At 61.9% G+C, this 21,252-nt stretch carries 16 protein-coding genes and 1 pseudogene; 8 read left to right on the top strand and 9 right to left on the bottom strand.

Annotated features, from left to right (window positions below; translation table 11 throughout):
• Positions 1-211 precede the first annotated feature (211 nt).
• A complete protein-coding gene (locus tag HR086_RS11110; protein WP_174465587.1) occupies positions 212-370 on the bottom strand; it encodes a hypothetical protein in 159 nt (52 codons plus the stop codon).
• Positions 371-1,260: 890 nt separating this feature from the next.
• Between HR086_RS11110 and HR086_RS11105 the strand changes: the two genes are divergently transcribed.
• Complete coding sequence (locus HR086_RS11105) at positions 1,261-1,566, top strand: hypothetical protein (RefSeq protein WP_174465586.1); 306 nt, start codon at positions 1,261-1,263, stop codon at positions 1,564-1,566.
• 1 nt (position 1,567) lies between these two features.
• The gene (locus HR086_RS11100) at positions 1,568-1,957 is read left to right on the top strand and encodes a hypothetical protein (protein WP_174465585.1); all 390 of its coding nucleotides are present in this window, start codon (positions 1,568-1,570) and stop codon (positions 1,955-1,957) included.
• A 245-nt stretch (positions 1,958-2,202) separates the two neighbouring features.
• On the opposite strand, the gene HR086_RS11095 is transcribed toward HR086_RS11100, so the two are convergent.
• Positions 2,203-3,264, bottom strand: a complete 1,062-nt coding sequence (locus tag HR086_RS11095; RefSeq protein WP_174465584.1) for a hypothetical protein — start codon at positions 3,262-3,264, stop codon at positions 2,203-2,205.
• A gap of 594 nt (positions 3,265-3,858) precedes the next feature.
• Between HR086_RS11095 and HR086_RS49750 the strand changes: the two genes are divergently transcribed.
• Positions 3,859-5,235 carry an exodeoxyribonuclease VII large subunit gene (locus HR086_RS49750; RefSeq protein WP_373564285.1) on the top strand — a complete coding sequence of 459 codons (1,377 nt, stop codon included), beginning with the start codon at positions 3,859-3,861 and terminating at the stop codon, positions 5,233-5,235.
• A gap of 461 nt (positions 5,236-5,696) precedes the next feature.
• On the opposite strand, the gene HR086_RS11085 is transcribed toward HR086_RS49750, so the two are convergent.
• A complete protein-coding gene (locus tag HR086_RS11085) occupies positions 5,697-6,980 on the bottom strand; it encodes a hypothetical protein (protein WP_217441751.1) in 1,284 nt (427 codons plus the stop codon).
• Between the two features lie 627 nt (positions 6,981-7,607).
• Between HR086_RS11085 and HR086_RS11080 the strand changes: the two genes are divergently transcribed.
• On the top strand, positions 7,608-8,330 hold the full coding sequence (locus HR086_RS11080; protein WP_174465581.1) for a hypothetical protein: 723 nt from the start codon (positions 7,608-7,610) through the stop codon (positions 8,328-8,330).
• Positions 8,331-8,862: 532 nt separating this feature from the next.
• A complete protein-coding gene (locus HR086_RS11075; protein ID WP_174465580.1) occupies positions 8,863-12,900 on the top strand; it encodes an NACHT domain-containing NTPase in 4,038 nt (1,345 codons plus the stop codon).
• Positions 12,901-14,055: 1,155 nt separating this feature from the next.
• On the opposite strand, the gene HR086_RS11070 is transcribed toward HR086_RS11075, so the two are convergent.
• Positions 14,056-14,919: a GIY-YIG nuclease family protein gene (locus HR086_RS11070; protein WP_217441750.1), complete on the bottom strand. Its 864-nt coding sequence runs from the start codon at positions 14,917-14,919 to the stop codon at positions 14,056-14,058.
• 678 nt (positions 14,920-15,597) lie between these two features.
• On the opposite strand from HR086_RS11070, the gene HR086_RS49745 reads away from it, so the two are divergent.
• On the top strand, positions 15,598-16,638 hold the full coding sequence (locus HR086_RS49745; protein WP_373564284.1) for an HNH endonuclease signature motif containing protein: 1,041 nt from the start codon (positions 15,598-15,600) through the stop codon (positions 16,636-16,638).
• 177 nt (positions 16,639-16,815) lie between these two features.
• Here the strand turns inward: HR086_RS49745 and HR086_RS11065 are convergent, their stop codons facing one another.
• Positions 16,816-18,306 carry a hypothetical protein gene (locus tag HR086_RS11065; protein ID WP_174465579.1) on the bottom strand — a complete coding sequence of 497 codons (1,491 nt, stop codon included), beginning with the start codon at positions 18,304-18,306 and terminating at the stop codon, positions 16,816-16,818.
• Between the two features lie 142 nt (positions 18,307-18,448).
• On the opposite strand from HR086_RS11065, the pseudogene HR086_RS49740 reads away from it, so the two are divergent.
• Positions 18,449-18,667: pseudogene (locus HR086_RS49740) on the top strand (hypothetical protein); the annotation flags it as partial.
• On the opposite strand, the gene HR086_RS11060 reads toward HR086_RS49740, so the two are convergent.
• Positions 18,655-19,407: a hypothetical protein gene (locus HR086_RS11060; RefSeq protein ID WP_174465578.1), complete on the bottom strand. Its 753-nt coding sequence runs from the start codon at positions 19,405-19,407 to the stop codon at positions 18,655-18,657. The pseudogene HR086_RS49740 and the gene HR086_RS11060 sit on opposite strands and share 13 nt — an antisense overlap.
• Before the next feature lie 223 nt (positions 19,408-19,630).
• On the opposite strand from HR086_RS11060, the gene HR086_RS11055 reads away from it, so the two are divergent.
• Positions 19,631-20,026, top strand: coding sequence for a hypothetical protein (locus HR086_RS11055; protein WP_174465577.1), 396 nt, complete (start codon positions 19,631-19,633; stop codon positions 20,024-20,026).
• Positions 20,027-20,157: 131 nt separating this feature from the next.
• Here the strand turns inward: HR086_RS11055 and HR086_RS11050 are convergent, their stop codons facing one another.
• Genes HR086_RS11050 through HR086_RS11040 form a run of 3 tightly spaced genes read right to left on the bottom strand, consistent with a single transcriptional unit; the run spans position 20,158 to position 21,217 of the window.
• Positions 20,158-20,388 (bottom strand): hypothetical protein, encoded by a 231-nt coding sequence (locus tag HR086_RS11050; protein WP_174465590.1) that lies wholly within the window; start codon positions 20,386-20,388, stop codon positions 20,158-20,160.
• 5 nt (positions 20,389-20,393) lie between these two features.
• A complete protein-coding gene (locus HR086_RS11045) occupies positions 20,394-20,780 on the bottom strand; it encodes a gamma-glutamylcyclotransferase family protein (protein ID WP_174465576.1) in 387 nt (128 codons plus the stop codon).
• Complete coding sequence (locus tag HR086_RS11040; protein ID WP_174465575.1) at positions 20,777-21,217, bottom strand: gamma-glutamylcyclotransferase family protein; 441 nt, start codon at positions 21,215-21,217, stop codon at positions 20,777-20,779. Before HR086_RS11040 ends, HR086_RS11045 begins: the two co-directional genes overlap by 4 nt.
• Positions 21,218-21,252 lie beyond the last annotated feature (35 nt).

The raw sequence follows: 21,252 nt of genomic DNA, 5'->3' as shown, positions 1-21,252 counted from the left end.
TCATGGTGCGGGTGCATGCCTACCTCGCTGCTCGCAACGCTCAACGCTCTGCCAGTCCATCCCTGCGCCGAGCCGACCTCAGGCGTGCCGTCTGAGGCCGTTCGAGAATCATGAACTCTGGTTTAGGAGCCCAGAAAGCCGAGAGGCCGGGTTCCCTGGATGGGAGCCCGGCCTCTGCGTGGCTTGGCGCGCCGATGACGGAGCGCGAGCTTCAGCAGGGTACGGGCGGAGGGCCGCCAAGCCGGTCAAAGCCCGCGGGGGACTTCGAGGCGAAGCTCACAAGGGAGCAGGAGGCGGCGCCGAACTGGGGCCAGAGGCGGTTGCGATAGCTGCGCTTCATCGGGTTCGTCCGCACCGTCAACGTCGTCATGGTCGCCGCTCCTTTCTCTGGGGACCTACGGTGATCGAATTTCGTCCCTGACAAGATGCGATCTTTTCCTGCGCTTCTGCGGGAGCTTGGAGCTTGGAGCTTGGAGCTTGGAGCTTGGAGCTTGGAGCTTGGAGCTTGGAGCTTGGAGCTTGGAGCTTGGAGCTTGGAGCTTGGAGCTTGGAGCTTGGAGCTTGGTGGACAGGGGGCCCGACTCTCTACAAGTCCCTACGTGCCGATGTTGTAGGTGTTCCTAGTTGACTTGAATACAGCGGGAGTGCGCAGAATGTGGCCCAATGTATGTCACGCAAAGTGCTGAACTAGCCGGCCGTTGTTCGGCGGATGTGGCGGACCAATCCCAGGAGCGGCTACCTTGCTGGCGAGGCTGGAGGTTCTGGTGAGGGGCGCGAACGGTGGGCTTCGTGGGGTAGGACGCTGGACTTCGCTCAGCGCTCATTCTCGTTACCGAAATGCGCTTCCTGCCGTGTGCGAGGGACTGCCTGATGCTTCTGAGCAAAATGCATGGGGGCGCTAGTGGGGCGTGTGGACGGGCAGGCGGACCGCTGGACTTCGACGTGAGGAGAGTCTGGCTCCGCCGCGCCGGACTATGCGATGCGACCGCATGCGTCATGCACTCCGCATGGCCCATCGTTCTCGGTAGGTCCCCCCGGCGGTTTCGCTCGCACTGATAGGTTGTCTTGCTGTACAGGCCTTCCCCAAGGAGTGGTCCTACGGTCAACTGGTTCCAGCAGACGTTCTTGCCCTGGTTAAGCTCCCTCACTTGGGCGGAGGCGCTGAGCCTCTGTGCCGACGTCCTTGCCGTGGTCGGGGTTCTCTGGGCAGCCAGCAATCGTAGTCAAATAAGGAAGGTACGGGAGACACTGCAGCAGCGCATGCGCCTGGGGGACCTCCGCAAACGGATAATGAAGGCAGAGAAGACAATCCGAACGCATCTCGAGGACCATGCTCAGTACTCAGACGTAATTCGCCAGCAAATTGAAGGTTGTGCTGCATGCCTGGCGAAAGTCCGAGAGCTGGTTGGAGCTGCCGACCACGAGACTATTGATGGTGTCCTTGAGGTCATTGCTGCCTACCGTGCAGCTTCTACTGAAACAACGGGGCGCGACGTCGTCAACAAGCTGACGTACTTGTGTACTTACTTAGGCGAGCGTGTTGCCGACATAAACTGGGAGAAATGACGTGAGCGTCACGCGTGACGACGCAGAAAAGCTGTATCTGGTTCTCATGAGGGCGACGCAGTCGGGAGAGGTCGCTTGGTCCCGAAGGCCAATCGGAAGCTTGGCGACGCATGTGGCTTCTCGAATCAACGGCTTCTTTACCACAACGCATGAGGAGGCCGACTTCGGTCTGCTGGAACTGGTGAGTCGTGCCTATAATGCGGATACAGACGAGTACTTCGACGTCGACGGGGCGGAACTAGTGCTGCTCGATGGCAAGCAGCAGGTCATCACGTACACGTTCCCATTTGCTGAGTCGCTCCCTCGCCTGTTGAGCGCGGTGAAGGCGCAAACATCAGACGCAGAGAATGTGCTGAAGCGTATTCTGAATGCTGCCAAGGGGCCGAAGTAGGCCTGCACTGTGTCCCGCATAAGAATGCTGCGGGCTTAACTGCGGAGTTTCTCCGTTAGGTCGGCTCCCGCTCGCTTTGTCTGGCGGGCCCCGAGGCGGAAGCGGCGCTATCCCCCGTGCCATGGAAGTCGCCTCAGTCGTGCGCGCCGCGAGCGCTCTAGTTGGCGCCCTGCCGGGAGCTCTTGGCTCATTCAGGACTCAGAGACTGTGCTTTGTAGGGGCGAGGCTGCTTGGTGCACCCGTTCTCATTGCCCAGCGTGTGAGAATACCAAGATTGATTCGAGATCCAACGCGGGTGTTCGGAACCAGAGAAGGCCTTTGTAGGGCCCGTTCATCCGTTCTGCTGATGGGCAGAATTGGAGTTTCGCGATGACGTGGTCTCTACCACTCTGAGCCGTGTGGAGATGCAATTCCGCCACGTCGTTTCCGGCCAACTCTGAACCATACGCAATGAGGTACCCACCACCCTCACCTGCGAGTTTCATTCGTCGCACCTCCCGGAACGAGAAGTCGCGAAGGTCCTCGCCCTGCTTTTTAAAGTCGTCGAAGAAGAGCCTCGCAGCGTCTTCCGATACGAACGCATGGAGAACCGGCGGCGATTGCTCCTCCACCATTGAGGGGACGAAGGGCACGTACAGAAACACTGTCGGACGATCTGCTGGAGGAGGTCGTCCTGGTCCGTGGTCCGGGAGTGCCCAAACGTTGAGGATGTCCTCAAACGCTGCCATGGCTCCCGATTCGATATCGCGAACCAGCGTGTCGAGCCATTTTCTCTCGCGATAGGTCCACTTGTCTGGGCGCGCACCTTGTCTTAGCGGACCTAGGTCGGGCACCAGCATGACGTTGTGGAATGGGTCATTTGCTTCCGGGGCGGTGTCGCTGCGGTCGAAGTATCCGAAGGACTGTTCGTGCCAGCCGCGATGAGCCATGCAGTTGCGGTAGTGGTTAAGAGTCTCGAACCAGTCCTTGTGTCGCCGAAGTGCGTTGATGTCAGATGTGTCATGTTTTTTCGGCGGCGAGGCTGGTTTGCTGCAAATTAGCTTTGTTGCCCCCCAGCTATCGGCGTTAGCAGCGCTTGCCCCAGTGCGACGTGCAGCTACGTACACGATGATGTCTACCGCTGTTCGTAGAGCGCTGAGGTAGCTTGCTGCCTCACAGTAGAGTGCTCGTGCAGGGGCTGGATCGCCAACAGTTGGACCGCCTACGAGCCTTCTGCGAGTTTTCAGGAGCTCTAGGACTGAAACAAACCGTTCGTGGTGATACTCGGCCCGCCTAAGCTCACCAGAAATGACCGAGAGGTGCGTCATCCATTCCTCAATCGGCATTCGGCCAAAGTTGCCCGACTCAGCAGGACTGCTCGTGCAAAAGCGCTTCCCTAATGAGGCTCGGACTGGAGGGACTCCCGGGATCGATGGGAAATTGAATCCTAACAAGTGGTCCCGTCCGCCAGCGGGATCAACGTGGAAGTTCGGCTGAGGACATTCGCTGGGGACGCCAAGAAGGACTAGTTCCCCAGTTTCAACCTTGGATTCCATGCCGTCTCTTCCTATGGGTACAGGTGAGGGTCGACCCATGACGGTGTGCGCTCCGCCCAACTGACACGCATGGGCAAGTGCCGAACGATGTAGTCAGTCCACTCTCATTGTACCGCAGTGGCCTGCGATGCCGGGCATCTCCGCAGTGCGCTCGTTTCGGTCACTGTCGTCCGCCCCCTGAGGTCGGTGCGGCACTGGGACTCAACCTCACCTTTCCGGAGATGAGGCGTCCCCGGCGCACAGCCCCGCGTTGACGGATGATGGTAAGTGCCTGAATTTTAAGAGGCTGCCGAGCTTCGGAACCTCCAAGCACGACTATCAGGGACTCCTAGCGTCAGTCGGAAATGCTACGACGTCGATGCGCCCATGGCGGCGGCGCTGGCCTACTTGGCAGGAGGGGACAACGTGGCAGGAGGAAGCAGAGGGAAGTGGCGTTCCCGAGGCCGACAGGGGTCGAAGAACCCGAGTGCCGCCAAGCAGCGGTTGAAGCAGGCCGCATTGAAGGGCCTTGCCGATGCGCCACGCGTGCTCATCGGTGAAGTCATCTCGACAGAGCCGGGTGACTTCGTCCACTTCCTCCTGGTTCGAGAAGACCACACCGAAGAGCTATGTGCGGCTCGCGTTCCACTTAATCCAGGCGCGCCTCAGGTGACCGCTCGAGTCCGTATCGAGGGGCAATGGACCGTGACGGAAAGCACCAAAGGTTCTGGCTTTCTGACTGCCACATTCGCGGGGAAGAGCTTTACGGTGCTGGAGGACCGCTCGGCCCGTGCTCGGGAATGGGAGGCCCACGCTCAGCCCTATTTTGAATTGCCTCGCGCATACCGCGCGCGTCCTATCCGCGGTATCGCCATGGTGACGGGGGAACGAGGGGTCGTGGTGGAGGACTTCAAGAACAACCTGCGGGACTCCGCGCTAGTCGGGGATCTGAAACTTGTTCATGTACGGCTGGACGATGCGGAGGATGTTGCGCGAGGCGTCCGGGACGCAGGCGCCCTACATGTTGACCTGGTAGTGGTTGCGCGTGGCGGTGGGGGACCTGCAGACTTCATTGTCTTCGATAATCCCACTGTCGTTACCGCCGTAGCCGAGCTGACTGGCCGGCTACCTGTGCTCGTCGCCGTGGGGCATCACGTCAATCGTAAGACGTATGCTGCACAAGTCGCGTCGTACAGGAGTAGCACCCCGGCAGATGCCGGGACGTTCGTGAGAGAGCACAACGAGAGATGTTCGGCTCGTGCGGTGCCTGCCGATGCATTGGTGAAGTCGACTTCCACTGCGCCTGTCGCACGACCCGCTCCGCTGCCTCCTCCTTCCGCTGTGCCCTCAGAGCGCCCCGCTCCGCCCCGCCCGTCGTCGTCACCGCAGTTCAGTTCGAAGGCGGAGACGCCCAGCGACTCGAAGCCGCACGCCTGGCGCCGTAGGTCCGTTGCGGTTGCGCTTGCGGTCGCTGTTCTTGCAGTCTTGGGGGCAGGGGGTCTTGTTGTGCATGACCGCCTTGAGAGCCGATTGGCTGAGCCGACGGCCACGCCTCCGCCGGTGGCGAGCGCGGCTGCGGCGGAGGTCGCCCCGACCCCTCCTGTGAAGCCGGTGCCGTCAAAACGAAAGAAGCGAAAGCCAGCACCAACGCCTCCAAAAGAAGCCGCGCCAACGGTCAGCCTGCCTCCGGATGCAGGCTTCGAGTGGCCGCCTGCTGCGACGTCAACTCCCCAAGAGCTGAAGCCGATAGACGTGTTTGAATGAGGAGAGGCACTCCTCATTTCTCCTGCTCCTGGGGTAGGGCGCGATGCGGCCAGTCTTGCTTGGCCCTTGGATTCACAGCTCGTGCGGATGACTTGGGCCTTCGAGAGGTAGGCGGAGGAAAGGTGAAGGCCGGCAGGAGCTGTTGGTGGAGGTGCTCATCCAACAGCGGCGGGGAGGCATCGCCGAACTCCAGTCTGCGGGCGCTGAGTGGCGCGCCCGGCTCACGCCTTCGCCACTTGTCATAGCGGGAGTCCGCGGAGACAAGCCTCAGCTGGAACTGTGCCAAAGAGCGCAGCAAATTGATCAGCCCGAAGCCCGTGGCGGACTCATCCGCCTCGTGAGTCAGGCGCGCCTATCTTACTCGCATTGTCGCGCTTCCGAACTGGCCGTGCCCGCACTCATGACGCAGCGACCGAGTTTGGGCAGGGACAGGGGCTACACTATGTATCCAGGTGCTATCGTCATTGTCTCTGAAGGAATCCGCCAAACTGAGCATGGCGCTTAAGGGTCGTACGTATTGCATCCTTGATGCTCGACGGCATGGTGTTCTCAGCGCTATAGGCCTTCAGTTCGACAATTACCTTGTGCTTGGGTTCGGAGGGGCGGTCGACAAGCACGTCAGCTCTCACCGTGGCATATCGCGACGAAACATCTTGCTCGTGCTGCGCCTGAACGCTGCAGTTTTGCAAAAGCTTTGCTATTCTGCGGCCCAGGCCAACAGGGTTTTGCGTAACACCTTCGTACCAAGCGCGCGCCTCGTCGGCTCGCTCCGATTCACGCTCGCGCAGAGGTGAGAACGTATTGGGGTTCCAGTTGCCAGTTACGATGTTGTAGAAGTGGGTCTTTTTGAATCGTATGAAATAGCTTGGTGCGAGGGTCGGATTTTCATCTTCGAGGTTTCTGCAGAGTGGATACAGGTCGGCCGCTGCGATTGGCACAAGTCTCAGATCGAAATAGAGGCGTGCCCTGTTGTACTCATGGACGGGTAGTTGCGTTTGGTCGTCACGATTCAGTTGTCGATACCAAGCAGGCCAGTCGACCTTGTAGCCCGCGCGTTGATCGGTGAACTGGCCTACGCGAGTAATTCGCTGGCCATCTGTTACTGGCCACAGCATAACGACCTGGTAAATTGAGAGATCCTGGAGGCCATCGACCGTTGCCGAGAGCATTCCACCAACCGCTCCGATGGCATTCCCAAGAGTAGGTCGCTCGACTGACACGCGCTCCAGGTTGTCCTGTAGAACCTGGAAGTCAGCAAGGTTCTTGTCTTGATTGTGAAAGTGAAACGTCTCCTCGATAATCGAAGGCCAATCGCTACGCTCAGGGCCAATCAGTTCAAAATTTTCCGAGAGCAAGATTCGTTCATTCCTACTTGTTGCCGCAGTGAGGCTTGCTTGGAACTCTCGCTTGGTCGTCAGCCAGATGAAGAGGATTGGGCGGCCGAGAGTTTTGTCTCTGTCGAGCAGTGAGAGTTGCTCTATGAATTGCGATGGAATGTTCCCTTGTCCTGCGACTTCTTCCTCGTACTGATCGACGATAGCCACCCAAAGCCTGTGTTGCTGAGGACTGCGCGCCTCAAGCTCAAGATGCCTTCGTAGTGTATCGCCAGACTGAATGGCGTCTCGCGGAAGTTCAAATACTCGGCACTCAGGCAGGTGAGTGGCCAGCTCGCGTGCGGCACAGCTCTTACCTGAACCGCTTTTTCCAAATACTGGTAAGAAGCGAATTCCTCCGCTTACCTGCATGCTTGCAAAGCCTCTCTTTACAAGATTGAGCAGAGGCTGATTCGGTCGCAGTCGACCACGAAATGCCTGATTAAGGTCCTCGTATCGCGACGGAAGGTGAACCATGCTGACTCTCGGGACTGCGATGGGGTAAAAGCTGCTGGAACATGCTTTCTGACGTGGTACTTCAGGGCCTAGCCTGCGAAGCTTGAAAGCGTATGGGCTCGCCGGCATTTCGTCATGATGGGTTGTTTTAGACCCGGACGATTGCGTCGACCTTGGCCGGCCCGCTTGACGCCTCGTCCCTCTTGTTCCGAGGCTCGCTGTCCGTCGTGCCTAGCGGTGCGTTTTCTATCCCAGCACGTGTCGGCGCCAGGGTGGGTTTCCACCAACTCCAGCGCGTCGCGCGCGCCCAGGTCCCCCTACAGCTGCCTCGTCGGCCGGTCAGTCGAGGCGACATTTCCCCTGACACAGGGGGGCAACACTCATCCGCTATAAAGCTCAGACCGTGCCGATCACATCAACTGCGTCCTGGGTTAGCAGGCGCAGGATATTGAAGGAAGTCCGTCGATGGTTAAGACTGAGGGCGAGTAGGCGACACCGGCTACGGTAGGCGCTGTTCAGTCGGCGGAGGAGACTGCTGTGCGCGTGATTGATCCTGATGATGTGGCAACTTGGCCAGATGATCTCAGAGAGTATGTTGACGAGCTTTCAGCGTCCGCCCCAGACGACATCGAGTATACGGCTGATTTGCGTCTGCTTGATGAGGCGAAATCCATTTTAGCCATGCTGGATGGCGCTGTGGTTCGCGCATACCATTGTACGCGACTGCTCCCTCATGAAGTTGTCGCTGTTCGGCAGAGTGGATTGAAGGCGCTTTCGGGCAACTTGATGGCTGGACGGATCGGCGATGCGCTCTTGGCTGGCTCTATTAGTCAGGCGGAGTCGATTGAACTGCTGAATGGGCATGTGTTTGCCAGGGGGATGGCGGAGAATCGGGAGGGAAGAGTGTGTCTTGTTGCTGGTCGGACTATGTTTGATAGCCATTCCTCGGGATTCAACGACCTGCTCTCAATTTGGGGCGGGGAAGCCATTTACTCTGCCATGGGGGAACGGTGGGAGCCGCGCCTTAGAGACCTCGGGACTGCATCGATTGTTGCTGTAGACTTGGATCTTGCACACACGGGCAAGAATAGGCACCACCTTGTTTTCCCGGGTATCGCTGAACTGTTCGTTGGTTGTGCGCTCCAGCTTGAAGACCGAGGTGTCGAAATTCATTATTTTGCTGATGTGCCTGGAGGACGTGTGGTTGGTGTTTGGCAGCCCGGTCATGCTGAATACGATAGGCACCCCGAGCTTCCTAGAGAGTAGCTCCATGCGTCAGGGAATTCGTCACCTAGGCGCGCGACTCGCTCACTCGCATTGACGCCCTCATGACGCAGCGGTCGAGCTTTAGGTAGGCACAAGTGGAGGAGGTGCCCGAAAACGTCGGCAGCGCTCCTGGTAATTTCGAAGCCATCGCGCTGGCCCCGGCCCGATCGCGTGAAACATATCGCGCAGCAGAGGCCATCGTCAGCACTGAGGGAGAGGGGGAGACGGACGGGGGCCAATGGGTGTCCGGTCGTGGGTGTGGAGGCTCCACCGCGTTGGGGCTCGATGCCGAGCGGACAGGTAGTCGGCTTGGTGGTGCGCGAGGACGGCCGTCGCCATGTCGAGGAGGCGCTTGTAGGGGAAACGAACCGAAAGTTGGAGTGGCGACGCATGTCGTTGCCCCTATCCGTCTTATGCTCCCAGCATGGACCGACAAGCCAAGCTGCTGTCCAGCGGCCACTATGGGGTCCGCTTCGCCGCCACCCGATGCGCGGACGTCATCTTCGCGGAGGAGGCCTCCTCGCCCGGGCCGGTGGAGCTGCGCTTTGAGGTCAATCACTGCGGTTGCTGGGATGACCTGTTCGAGCGTAGGACCGAGGACCCCCAGGGCAATCGCCATGTGTGGCAGGTGAAGCGCCAGACGGACGAACTCGCCGAGGAGGAAATGCGGAAGCTCATCCGGGACCTGACGCTGGACACCTTCGACATGGCCCACCTGGTGCTTCACAGCATCGTGAAGGTCAAGGGGGTAGAGCACCTTCGATTTTTGAGAGACCTCGCGGACAAGGTGCGGACTCCGGGCTTGGTGCTGACGGACCTCTCCATCAGCCTGAGCGAGGGCGAGAAGACTTGGTGCGACTTCATCTGCTCCGAGCTGAAGCTGCCTCGCCACGCGGACGCACTCTCCGTCCTCAAGCGATTGGAGATCAGAGCACTCGGCTCCGAGCAGGACCTGGAGGACGGTGCGTTCAAGGTACTTCGAGAGCGCTTCGTCCAGCCCGACATGGTCTGGAACGCAATGCTGGGCGTCCTGCACCGGTACCCGAACGCCGCCATCCCCATAACATACAGCTTCCTCGACGAGCGCATCCTTCGGAATTTCGAGCGCGCCACGAGCGTACGCGCGCGAAGCCTGGCTCGGCAGCGGGAGCGCTGCCTGGAGAAGCTAGAGCATGCGTGGGGGGAACTGCGCCCCCTGCGCGTGGGCCTAGGCCATGACGAAGCTGACGCCCCCGTCCGTTTGGAGGCGGTCTTCGTGATGCCTCCAGTCCGGGTACTAAAGCAGGTCTCGGCGCGGCCCCCAGGCGAGTCGACGGACAGGATGGTCGCGCAGCCCCCCTCAGCTTCGCCATTCGCACAGGCGGAGGTGGATGCGGGGCACATTGACCTCTACAGGCACCTGCAGAAGGAGCTGCGGCTCCGGACCCGGCCACTCATCGTTGTCGAAGGCGAGATGGGAGCGGGAAAGAGCGTGCTGCTGGAGTACCTCCTGCACGAGCTCGCCCGCTATGCACGGCAGGACGAGAAAGCACCAGTCCCCATCCTCGTCGACGCCGCCGCGCTCGTCTCCGGGAGGCTGGTGGACGCTATCCACCGGCGGACCCCGGAGACGTATGACGAGGCGCTGCTGAAGAACGACGACATGCCCAAGTTCTTCATGGTCGACGGGCTGGACGAGACCAGCGAGGCCATCCATCCGTCGCTCCAGGGGATGCTGTCCCACCTCCATAGCCGCCGGGACAGTGCCGGGCTTATCGTGGCCTCACGCCCACTTGGAGGCGCGGCGCCGCGGCCGGGGCGTCCGCACCTCAAGGTCAAGCTGGAGAAGTGGGACGAGGCCTCTCTGAACCGACATCTGGACCGGTGGTCCGAGCACCGTCACGGTCTCGTGGCCCGGTTGAAGCAGGACGTCCAGCCGGACCTGCTGCGTCCGCTTCTCCAGAATCCCCTGATGGCGACGTTCTGCCTTTACTTGGCCCAGGAGGAGCCGGCGGCGCTCAAGAGAGGCCGCGCAGGAATCTTCGAGTCGATCATCCGGCTGCTGTGCGAACGCTGGGTGGGCGGACGCAGCCTGGAAGCGGGCCTAAGCGGAGTTTCGTGGCATGAGGTGGCGCCCTTCCTGCGGCAGCTCGCCCTGGCGGCGCTACAGGGGCAGGAGCAGCAGGTGTCACGGGAAGACCTGCTCCGTCTGCTGGCGCGAATCGCCCCTGACCTGAAGGAGCGGCTGCTCAGACTGATGCAGGAAAAGTTCGGACTGCTGGTTCGGCAGGAAGATGGCTCCTACCGGTTCGTACTCCGAGGCGTGGCGGAGCACCTCTCAGGAGCGGAGCTGCGGCGGCTGGGCGTGGACGCCATCGTTAAGGCGGCTCGCGAGAAGTGGGCGGAGGAGCCTGTGCGGCACGCTATCGGGCTCATCGCCGAGCTGGACTCCCTGCCCCAAGCGCTGGCCGTTATCGACCAGTTGCTGGTGCCACAGGACAACCGGGATGGACTGCGCTTTCTCCGCTCTCAGCTGACCGCGGTGCGAACGGCAACCGACCTGCCCGTGCAGGACGGCCCCACGGTAGCCAGACTCACCCAGACGCTCGCAGGTATGCTGGCGCACGAGTCCTCCTCGTGGCTGCCTCGACGGGCGGAGCAGGTCCTGGACGAGTGGAGCTTGGCGCGTGACGCGCTCCGGCGCGCCGTGGGTGCCCGGCTGCTCGAACTGCTTCGCATCCCAGGCAAGCGCGCCAACTGGTGGGCGGCCCGCGAGAATGACTCTGCGAACTACTGGCTCCTGGTGCTGGAGGAGCGCGACCCAGAGGTGAGGCTGGTCGCACTCCAGCGGTTAGCCCGGTGGGTCGATGTCAACGCGGTCCGCAATGCACTGCTCGACTCCCTGCACGACTGGGAGGAGCCGTATCCCCGTTATCCCCCTGCCATCCTTGCCGGCCAAGTTCTGCGCTGCGCGAGCCGGGATGGCTACTTCGAAGCCACTTTGCCGGAGCTGCGGGACCTGATGCGAAGACAGCATTCGAAGTCGTCCCTCGCAGCCTCCCTAGCCCTCCGTCCGGGCGAAGCTCCCGCCGAGGAGCTGGCGGCACAGCTTCATACCCTGGCGCAACGCTACGGGTGTCCACTTGAGGTCGTGTCGGAGCTGGCTTCGAGGGATGACGGGCGTCGTGCGCTGGAGGCGGTCTGGGCCGACTGGCAGGGACCAATGAATCTGCTACCCCAGCTCCCTATGCCATCCGACGAGAGCGCCCGCGAGCCTATTCCCCCTCCGTCGAGCCTTGTCAAGGAGCGCCTCATTCACCTGCTCGGGGCGGAACTCTCCCAGCTCGAACTGGCAGAACGGGAGCGCCTTGTCCCTCTCAACAGCTTCGCGGCGGCCCCCTCCTTCCTTCGCGCCGCCAGCGATTACCCGGAGGGGACCCTTTGGCTCATCGCCCATCTCCGGGAGGTCTTCTTTCTGTGGGAAGATCAGAGGAGGTTGGGCGAGGCCGCAGTGAGGCATCCGTTGATTCAGCGAGCCCTCCTTGCGCACTGCGCAGGCATGGAGGACTCCAAAGCCTACAACTTTCCGGGCCTCGCTTTGGACGTGCTGGTCGCCGCGGACAATGAGGACGCCGCAGTGCACTTGGCCACGTGGATTCGCACGAACAGCCAATTGAGGCTGCTGCGCGAGCCCATGTCGCGAGAGGCGCTCCTTCATCCACGGGTCCGCGAGGCCGCCGTGGCGCGCATGGAGTCCGAGTGGGAGCAGGCCACGGTGCCGAATGAACGGGGCGGCGTCCGTCCGATTACACATGCCGCCGCTGTCTTCCGCGCCCTGCGGCCGGTACTCGAAGGGACGGAACTGGAGGCGCGCTGGGTCGTGCTGGCCCGGGAGTGGACGGCGCAGCTCACGGAGCGGGAGGAGGTTTCGTCCGTCAGCCGGTCAACCCTCGACCAGCTCTGCGCGGCAGCACTCATCATCTCCTTCTGGAATCCACCCCATCCCCTCGAGGTGCAGGACGCGCTGGCCGCCTACGTGGCGGTGCTGTCACGTGGCGACGAGGAGTTACAATCGGGCATCGCGGGAGGTGCGCACTGGGCCGCGGGGGCGGGCTGCCTCGAGCTGATGCGCCCCTCCCTAGAGACCTGCAGCACGCGGGAGAGCTGGCTTCGCTATACCTGCTCCGCGTTTCTGGTATCGCTGCTGGGGCGTGATGAGGCTGCAGTCCTGTCCGGAAAGCTCGCCTGCGAGTGGCCGGACTTCTGGAGCCCTGCTTTCAATGCCCCCGTGGAGTTGGAGCAGCTCATCGCAGCCAATCCAGAAGCCTGGAACCGGCGAGTGCACGAGCTGGGGGAGGAGTACCTTCGGGCCCTCACGTTGCAGGGGCTTCCTATTGGGCATGTCTCCCGCGCGTTGATGCGACACCTGTCCAGGGGCGATCAGCTCGGGCTTGCGCAGCTCCTTTTCTCCTGCATGAAGCACAGCCACCATCCCTGGCTCAATCCCGACTCGATGCGACCGGCGAATGCCTACCGCCCCGGAGAGCCCGTGCTTGAGCTGCTCTTCGACGTGGGGTTATCGCCTGGTTGATCTTCCATCGGGTTCCTACGGTGCCCGCACCAACCGTGTCCGCACGCGCCTATCCTCGTCGCACTGCACCGGGGGCTCTGGGATGACTGCCCAGGTAATCATCTGGGGCTTCGGTGGGGCCTATCGCTGGTTGCACCCGCTGCTGTCTCGTCATTACCTCCTCATACCCGGGCAACGCGAGGTAGCTGCAGAATTCATCCAGGAGGAAGACTAGTTGTGGTCGCCGATGCACTTGGTCCCATGGTCCGGACACATCCACTTCATGATGCACCCGCAGGGCACTTTCACCGCATTGGGACAGCAGCGGCCAACCTCATATTTGAAGGTTGGTGCTGACGGCCATGGTTCGGACCTCGATTCCTGAGCGGGCCTTTCCGTTCGCGTGGCTGACCGCATAGGTTCGACGCGATGCGGCACGCGGCTCGTTGTTGTAGGGGCTGTCATTTGAATGCTCACCGCAAGAGTGCGCGCGGGGACGTGACCACAGCATCCCTTCGTCTTGCACTTCGGGCACACGCGTCGCTTGCACACCACGCAGGCAGGGTGCTCCGGCTGATTCCTGGCGTTGCTCCAATCGCATAGTCCGCAAGGGGCGCGCATTATCACCTCCGAACTCAAGCGCTGTGCCTGAGCCTTCGTTCATACGCACAGCGCCGTGTTCTATTCACTGCAAGGCGCGTGACGCGTGGTGTCAAGCTTGAACTGCTCAGCATTCTCCCTGGCAGAGGATAGGTAGAACGGCGGCTGCGGCTGTCCCCGGGGCGCTCGCCTCTGATTCGATCCGCGAGGCGCTGGAGGCTCGAGTCCGCGCCACGCAGCCCCAAAAGCCGGCCATCCGGTGCTTGGCGGCGAAGGCGCTGGCGTTCGCCTCTGCTGCCTCCCTGAAGCCTCGGGAGTTCGAGCGGGTGGCGGAGGGTATTCGTCCAATCTTCAAGGCTGTGTCGTGCTTTTGGCGATTCCGACTTCTCTCCGCCGACACAGGAAACTGGACGGCCTCTGCGTGCCTCGCTCACTTGCAGTGACGCACGGTTCGATACGGCCTTGACGCACCCATGACTCGGCGACCGAACATTGGGTAGTGACAGCAGGATCTCCACGAGATCGATGCAACTCCGCGCCTCCGCTCGTCGCGCAGGCCTTCGATTCCGAACCGGCTCAGTTCTCGTTCAGACCGTAGGGTGTGTGCGTGTGCAGCCGGCGCTTCCACGTCTGCTCGAGGGGAACTACCTCCCGCACCGCCATGTCGGGGGAAGTGCGCTCGAGCACGCTGAATCGGAGATCGGCCGGTTGTGATTGCCGGAGTAGCTTGTTTCCGCCATGGCCGCTGGCAGCGTAGTCAAGCCAGCGGCCGAGCAAGTTCTCCGCCCCGGCCGCCGAGCCGACGTAGCCCAGGCGCCTGCGTTCGTCGTGAATGAAGTAGATCCCGCGCCATTGAGACAGCAGAGTTCGCCAGGACGTCGGAAGCAAAGCAAGCTGCGCCCACGTCAGCACCAGCTCCTGCCAGGGCGGAATTCTTCGCGTGATGATGCTCTCCTCGAGCATCGCTTCAATCGGAAAGCGGTTCCGGCCGGCGTAACGCCACCAACTGCGTGTGCCGCCGGGCCAACCGAACACCAGCTTCCCCTTCCATGTCTCCATGACGGGACGCGCCTGGAGGTCGAAGGCCCAAGCAGTGTCGGAGTCGGCGATCATTCCGTAGCCGTTTCGGGCGAGTTCCTGATGCTCCGGAAGGGCGTTGAACTGCGCCGCATCGATCAGCCGGCCGCCCATGATTTCGTAGACACCAACGAAGACGGCGCGGTCCGGCGCATGCCCAATGCAGGAGACGATGTACTGAGCACTCTTCATGGCGCCGGTGAGCTGCGGCCCTTGAGTGTGCTGATAGGCGCAGAAGAGTTCCGGACGTTCGTCCGCAATCCAGTAGATCGCCTCGCCGAGTTCAGAGACGGCGTTCCTTAGCACGAGGGTTCGGGCGGGCGGCAGGTGCAGGCGCTCAAGCGCATCGTTCAACTCGAACATGCGGCCGTTTTCGCACACGCTACGCGTCTCCGTCCAACAACGGTCTGCTCGGCGTGACGTGCCTGGTCCGTTCGGCCCATTAATTACGAGAGAAGTGCAGCGTGGGCCGGAGCTGCCCTCCTCCGCTGCGGGGATGCCGAACTGGCAGCCCCAAATGAGTGGCTGGCCCCGGCAGGCGCCCAATGCAGCCTGGCTCTCGCCTCCGCCACCTCGCCACCTCGGATGTTCGAGCGGTCGGAAGCCCGGCGCTCGAACCTCGAGGTTTTGAAGTGCCCTCGGTGTTTCCGACTCCGCTTCGGCCATCCCACGCAGAGCAAGGACTCTGCGCGCCTCGCTCACTCGTATTGACACGCAGCCGAACGTGGCTTTGACGCGCTCATGACGCAGCTGCCGTGTCTTGAGTAGGCGCAGCCGCGCGTTGAAGAAGTCGGCGTCCAATGGTGGCTGCGCGGCGTGCGCCGTGCCGAGTGGCCAGGATGGGCGCCACGCCCATCGCTCATGGAGCTTGGTGTGTCACGCATGACCCAGGGACGTCACAGGACGTGTGCCCCGGCCTCACCTACGGCGGACTCATCACCAGCCACGTAGGCGAACTTGCCCCTGATGTCAGTCCTCCTAGGTATGTAGGCGGTGGCCGAGCATCAGCTTGGGCTGCGGTTCGTTCTTCGAGGTGACCGAATGGCGAAGAAGCGAGGAGAGGAAAGAGTGCCGCAGTTGGATGGCTCCCTTTTGGGCCAGCGTGCAGATGAAGCTCTGCGACCAGCAGCGGAGGGGCATCCATCAAGAGGGGACAACCTGCCCCGGAGATACACGCAAAGTACTGTGTCGCGTCTCTACGGCTTGTCTGGAAATAGATGCGCGTGTCCTGGTTGTCCAAATAAGATTGTCGCCAGCCCAACCGACTATGATGATGAGGCCGTTCTAGGAAATATTGCTCATATTTACTCGGTTTCTGCTGAAGGCCCAAGGCCATGGCCAGGTCCTGGGGTGCCTACCGTTAAAGAGATTAATGACATAGGGAATCTTGTTCTTCTTTGCGCCCACCATCACAGAGAGGTTGATGCCCAGTCCAACACGTTTACCGCCAAAGAGCTAATGCAATGGAGAGAGAATCACTTCGCGAGGACGCTCGCTAGGCGAACTTCATCTGTTCCTTTGGAGTGGCGAACCATAACTGTCAAGGGAGTGAGGTTCGATATAGTTACTACCGATGCAGTTCTTCGCGCGGTCAGTCACCCTCGCACAGACATTGTGAGCACAAAGGAGGCCCAAAGGGTGACTACTTCCGTAGACTACTTTTTCGAGCGAGACCGTGGTGGGGAGTTTTCGTATACCCTCACGGATTGTCGAAGCCTAGGGTACGTAGGGGGGAGATTTACGTTTCTCAGTGTACGCAGTGAGGGTGGGGTTTATTTTGATTTCAGTGTCTACTCTCATGCGACGAACGAGTGGGTTCGTCTGGATTCAAGAGGTCCGGCAGGATTGTTTGATGTGGAGAAACCAAGTCGATGGAAGAGGGGCTGGCTCATCGCAGTGCCGTTGTGGGTAAGTGGGATGGTGGCTTCTTGGGTGTTCGATTTTCATGTCACGCTGATTGGAGTGGGATCCTGTATAGCGCTGGGGGCTATTGGTCCTGTCTATTCGTTCGTGGGATTTGTTAGGGAGCTGGTCCTGAGAAGAGCCCTCAGTCGGGTTCAATGGGCCGTCAGCATTTCCTAGCTCGAGCACGACTGACTGGCGTCTGGCCTGCCTGCAGAGGCAGCAGACTCTTTGGGGCCGCCTGCTTGCGCGCGTTCATGTCGAGCACCCATTGAGCCTCTTTCGCGGCAGATGACACCACCACCACACGCAGTGAGGGCCCCCTCAGACCAGTAAATACGTCCCGTTACAGCTCGGTCACTTCAGGTCGAATGCCCTCATCTCACGATTGAACGTTCGATAGCTGATCGGGATGTTGAAGGTTGTCCTGAGGAGCCTCACATACGCCTGCTCATCCTCGTCAGCGAAGGCAGGAGCCACGACGATGAGCTCCGCGGAATCGTTCTGAGAAGAATGCTGCCGAAAATAGGAGTACTCGAGCAACTGCCCGAGGGCAGCTCTGACGGCAAGACGGGCGCTAGGCAAGGTCTTCAACTCGATGAAGACCGTCTTTCCAGGGAGGCGAACCTTCAGGTCTACGTGGTCCTCCTCCATCGTCACAGCGCTAGCGCCATGAGCCTTTTTCAGGATCTTGTACAACTCCTGCTGGAGGATGTTGTGCACTGGGTCATACGATGAAGGAGCAGTACCTGGACGGTGGACTGTGCCCGTGTTCTTGCCCGTGACCCCTGTTGGCCCTATCGGCACCAATCGCGCGGAGGACGAATCTTCGAAGTCGGCCGCAAGTTCGTCCGTCCAGTTGTAGAGCCGGTACCGGAGGTAGGCATCCTTCAGGAGTGACGACGTAGCCTGCTGATGGGGCACGAAGTATGTCGCGTCACTTGGGCGAAAGCGGAGGTTGAAGCGGCTGATTGGGTCGCCGAGGAGTCCTTTAGGCCTGCCTTCCACAGCCTCCACCTGCTCACGCATTTCATCAATCCAACCCCGCTTCTCGTACTCCCTTGCGGCAACCTCCGCCTGCTCTTCGGTCAGCACCTCACACGAGCGAAGCTCCCCAACGTAGAGACGCTCTCCACTCGGGGCAATTGTGAAGAGTCGAATATGAATCACCCGCCCCCTATGCCGTTCCCACGCAGAACGAAGGGGTTGCAGATACGCATAGTGGAAGCCATTGTCGAGCACCCACCCCAAGTTGAAGAGCCACTCCTCATGTCCGAAGCCGTATTCGGTCACATACGTTCCGGTCTCGAGCATTCGAGACTCCCCCGTTGGGCGCACCCAATGAGCTGAGTTCCAGCATATCCGGGCGAGGAAGGTAGGGGGCTGTCCCAAAGCGAGTGCATCCTCGATCGCGCCGAGGGATGAAAACGTCGTAGGTGGAAACGTGAGTGTGAGGCGCATCCGTTTATTTGGGTTGCCGCCCCCCTTGGCGCCGGGCTTCCGACCAACCCCCGTCTGAGCGCTCATGAGAGCAATGCGCAACTTGGCGACATCGCTTTCGGCATCGAGCGAGATGGGATAGCTGCGCCCTCGGGGATGTATGCGCCGTTCCGACTCTGAGAGTGAGTCCCGGGTGGCCTCAGTATCGATGACGGCATCTTCAATAGTCGCTCCGCCTATTGCACGAAGTCGCTCGAGGAGGACCTTCAGCCCATCCTTGTACTCGGTATTTCGCGTGCCTCCGCCGCGGCTCTCGAACACGAGCTCAACAGACTCAGCGCTGGATTCAGGATCGAGGTGGAACGTTGCGTCCATCTCCCTGCCATCTGCAGCGACAACCTTCCTCAAAGTCGGTCCGGATGTTGGCATAGTCTACCCCCGTTAGCGGAGAACCATACCTCGCTCCGCATGTCCGCAAAGCGCCCATAATGGAGCGTACTTCGGCCGATGCGCGCCGTATATCAACCTCCGCTACCAGCGTCCTCCCCCCTCGCCGCTGGCATACACGCTGGATGAAGCGGGGAACCTCGTGGTGGGGACGACGAATCAGCGACTCGATGAAGTCTTCTGCGGCCGAGCTGGCGCCTTCGCACCCGCCCATGTGCTGCGCGTCACGGCGGATGGGCGCCTGGCCCCCGTCGAGCCGGACGGCGCCCCTGACGCCACTACGCGGGAAGGGGTGCCCCTCCCGAGTCTTCATGGGCCGTGACGCCGGGTTGCTGTTGTTACCTCTGTCGCGGAGGTCTGCGTGACGGCCCGAGTCGGCAGGGCGCACCGGGCGAGGATGTGCTTCCACCCATTCCGCGCCGCCGCGGCTTCACGGACGAGTTCCACCATCTCGCTGACCGAGACACGCTCATCGGATGGCGCCGCGCAGGCCGCGTACTCCTCGGCGAGCGCTATGCGCGCCTGGCGGTTGCTGCCGGCCGCGAGGACGCGGCTATATGCCTCGCAGGCGTATGCGAACGTCTCACGCTTCCGGAAGTCGATGTCGAGGAGCCACTCGCGTCGGCGCGTCTCGGGCAGGCCCACCGTGCGGCGCTTGCAGTTGTGGAAGACGTGGGCCGCCTCGTGCACGAGGTAGTCGGCGAAGGGGGACGCCTCGTCGAAATAGGCGAGGGAGACGTAGCACGTGGTGTGTTCGCTGAGGCCCAGGAGTTGGGGAGCCTCTGGCCCCAGCAACTCGGCGCCGACGCTGAGGAGGTAGAGGTTGGCCAAGTCCCACGCCGTGCTCAGCCAGGAGGACTCCCGCAGGACTCGGGCAATATTGGCCGGCGTGAGGAAGACAACGGACTTCTCCAAGAGGGAGAGGACCGCGCCCTGTTCCGAGGCGGGGAAGAGGCCGCGCACCATGGGCTCCACCTTCAGCCGGGTGAGGGAGACGATGTCGAAGCCCCGGAGTCGCTCCTCGGCCCCCAATGCCACCGTGCGTCGCTGCACCTCCGCCACGAGGGACTGGCGAAGCTCTTCATGCGCGCGGCGCTCCCTCTCAATGCGGTCGCCTGGCCAAGCTCGGCAGTGCGCGTCGTGCTCACCTGTGCTCAGGAAGTGCTGAACCTCGTCTCCCGTTCCCATGAAGGGACGTAGTTCAGCCCCTCGCGACGAAGGTCGCAACTTTCGAAGCGAGGGTCCATGAGGCCTGTTGGCATGCCCCCTGCTTTGCGACGCCTGCATGGACATGGAGAAGCGGCGGGCGCTCTCGGAGCGATTGGGATGGGCGGAGATGGGGCTGCAACTCGCACGTGCGATGATGGACGGCAGTCCGGAGTCCCGGACGTTGTTGGCTTCGGCCAAGCGGGAGTATGGCGACGCGGAGGCGGCGGTGCTGGCGGAGCTGGGTGCCCGGGCGGCCCTCGCGCTCGTGGAGGAGCGCCATGCTGTAGGCGAGGTGGCGCCGCAGGATGCATACGAGCTTGAGGGCTTCCTGGCTCGTGGACAGACCGCCACGTCACACCGCGTCCATGAGGCCCAAGACGGACGAGGACCTCACGGCCCTCGAGGGCCGCTACCTGCGAGGGCTGAGCGATGCCCCCGCGAAGAAGAGGCCGCCGCCGCGGTGTGCAGGTGAAGACATTCTTCGCCTCCTGGGTGAGGTGCACCTGCTGAGGGAGTCCCTGCGCGTGCCCATTCGCCAGGGCCCGGTTGGGCAATAGCGCACGCGCGAATGAGGCGGTGATGGTTTGCTGGGCGGACCCACCCTCACCCCTTCGTCGCCAAGCCCTCGCGCAGCATTTCATCCACGAGGGACGCGGCCTTCTCCTCGGCGGTTGCGCCCTGCACGCGCAGCGCGACGGATTCGAAACGCTGGGTATTGGCAACCACCCATGCGATGTACTCGGGAATGGAGAGGCGCTCCACGCCGAAGGCGATGTCCTGCATTCCCTTCACGATTTGGATGGCGGTGCCCTGGAAGACACGTCCGTCGCGCATGATGATTACCATGACTTCTCCTTCAGATGTGTGCGCCAGCAGCCGGACTTGATGATGGGGCGGCCTGCCAGTCGCACCTTGGGGAACAGGTATGCCTCGACGCGGTCGGCACCGTCGAGGGCAATGGACGTGCGCTCGTAGAAGCGAGGGTGGCCCTCGAGCCTGTCGAGCGCCGCCAGCATGAGAGCGTCGACTTCGTACACCTCGCCCTCGACGGCGTCCGTGCCCCTGGAGGCGAGGGCAGGGAAGGGCCCGTAGTCGTAGAGGGTGAATCGAGGCTGCGTCCGCGCTGGGCCGATGAGGCGTGCGCCGCGCAGGAGGTGGTGATTGGGCTCGCCGGACAGCAGCGTCCCGTAGACGAAGACGCGCGTCGAGGTTGAAGCGTGCTTCACGCCGCACCTCCCAGGGCGCACGCGAGCGCTGCGCGGTTGAAACCCAGGCGCCCGTATGCGTGCCAGAGGACGCGGAAGTAGCGGCCAGCGGGGGGCCAGGATTCGAAGTCTTCCTCGGGCTGGAGATACACCAGCGCGCGGCGGCGGTGGCCGGCCTTGTCCGTCACCAGTCGGGCGGCGCGCCGGTACGCGAAGGGGTGCCCCTCGAAGGCGTCGAGGGCGCGCAAGTCCTCGGGCGTGAGACGATACAGCAGCCCTTCGACGTGGGTGCCGCGCACGCGCTGGAGGCTGGCGACGGCGCCGCCCCAGCGGCGGCTGTAGCCGCCAAACACCAGGGTGTGGCCGGGAAGGGTGGCGCGGGCTTCGACAGTGGCGTCGGGGCAGCGCGCGCGCATCTGGGCACTGTCGAGGTTGGAGCCGTAGGCGAAATAGAGCATGGGGTTTCTCGCGTTGAAGGCGGGCGCGCGGCCCG

Source organism: Myxococcus sp. CA039A, from assembly GCF_013336645.1.
In the GTDB taxonomy this organism is placed as follows: Bacteria; Myxococcota; Myxococcia; order Myxococcales; family Myxococcaceae; genus Myxococcus; species Myxococcus llanfairpwllgwyngyllgogerychwyrndrobwllllantysiliogogogochensis.
Note: the sequence above shows the minus strand (reverse complement) of the source record. Positions and strands in the feature narration are given on the sequence as shown.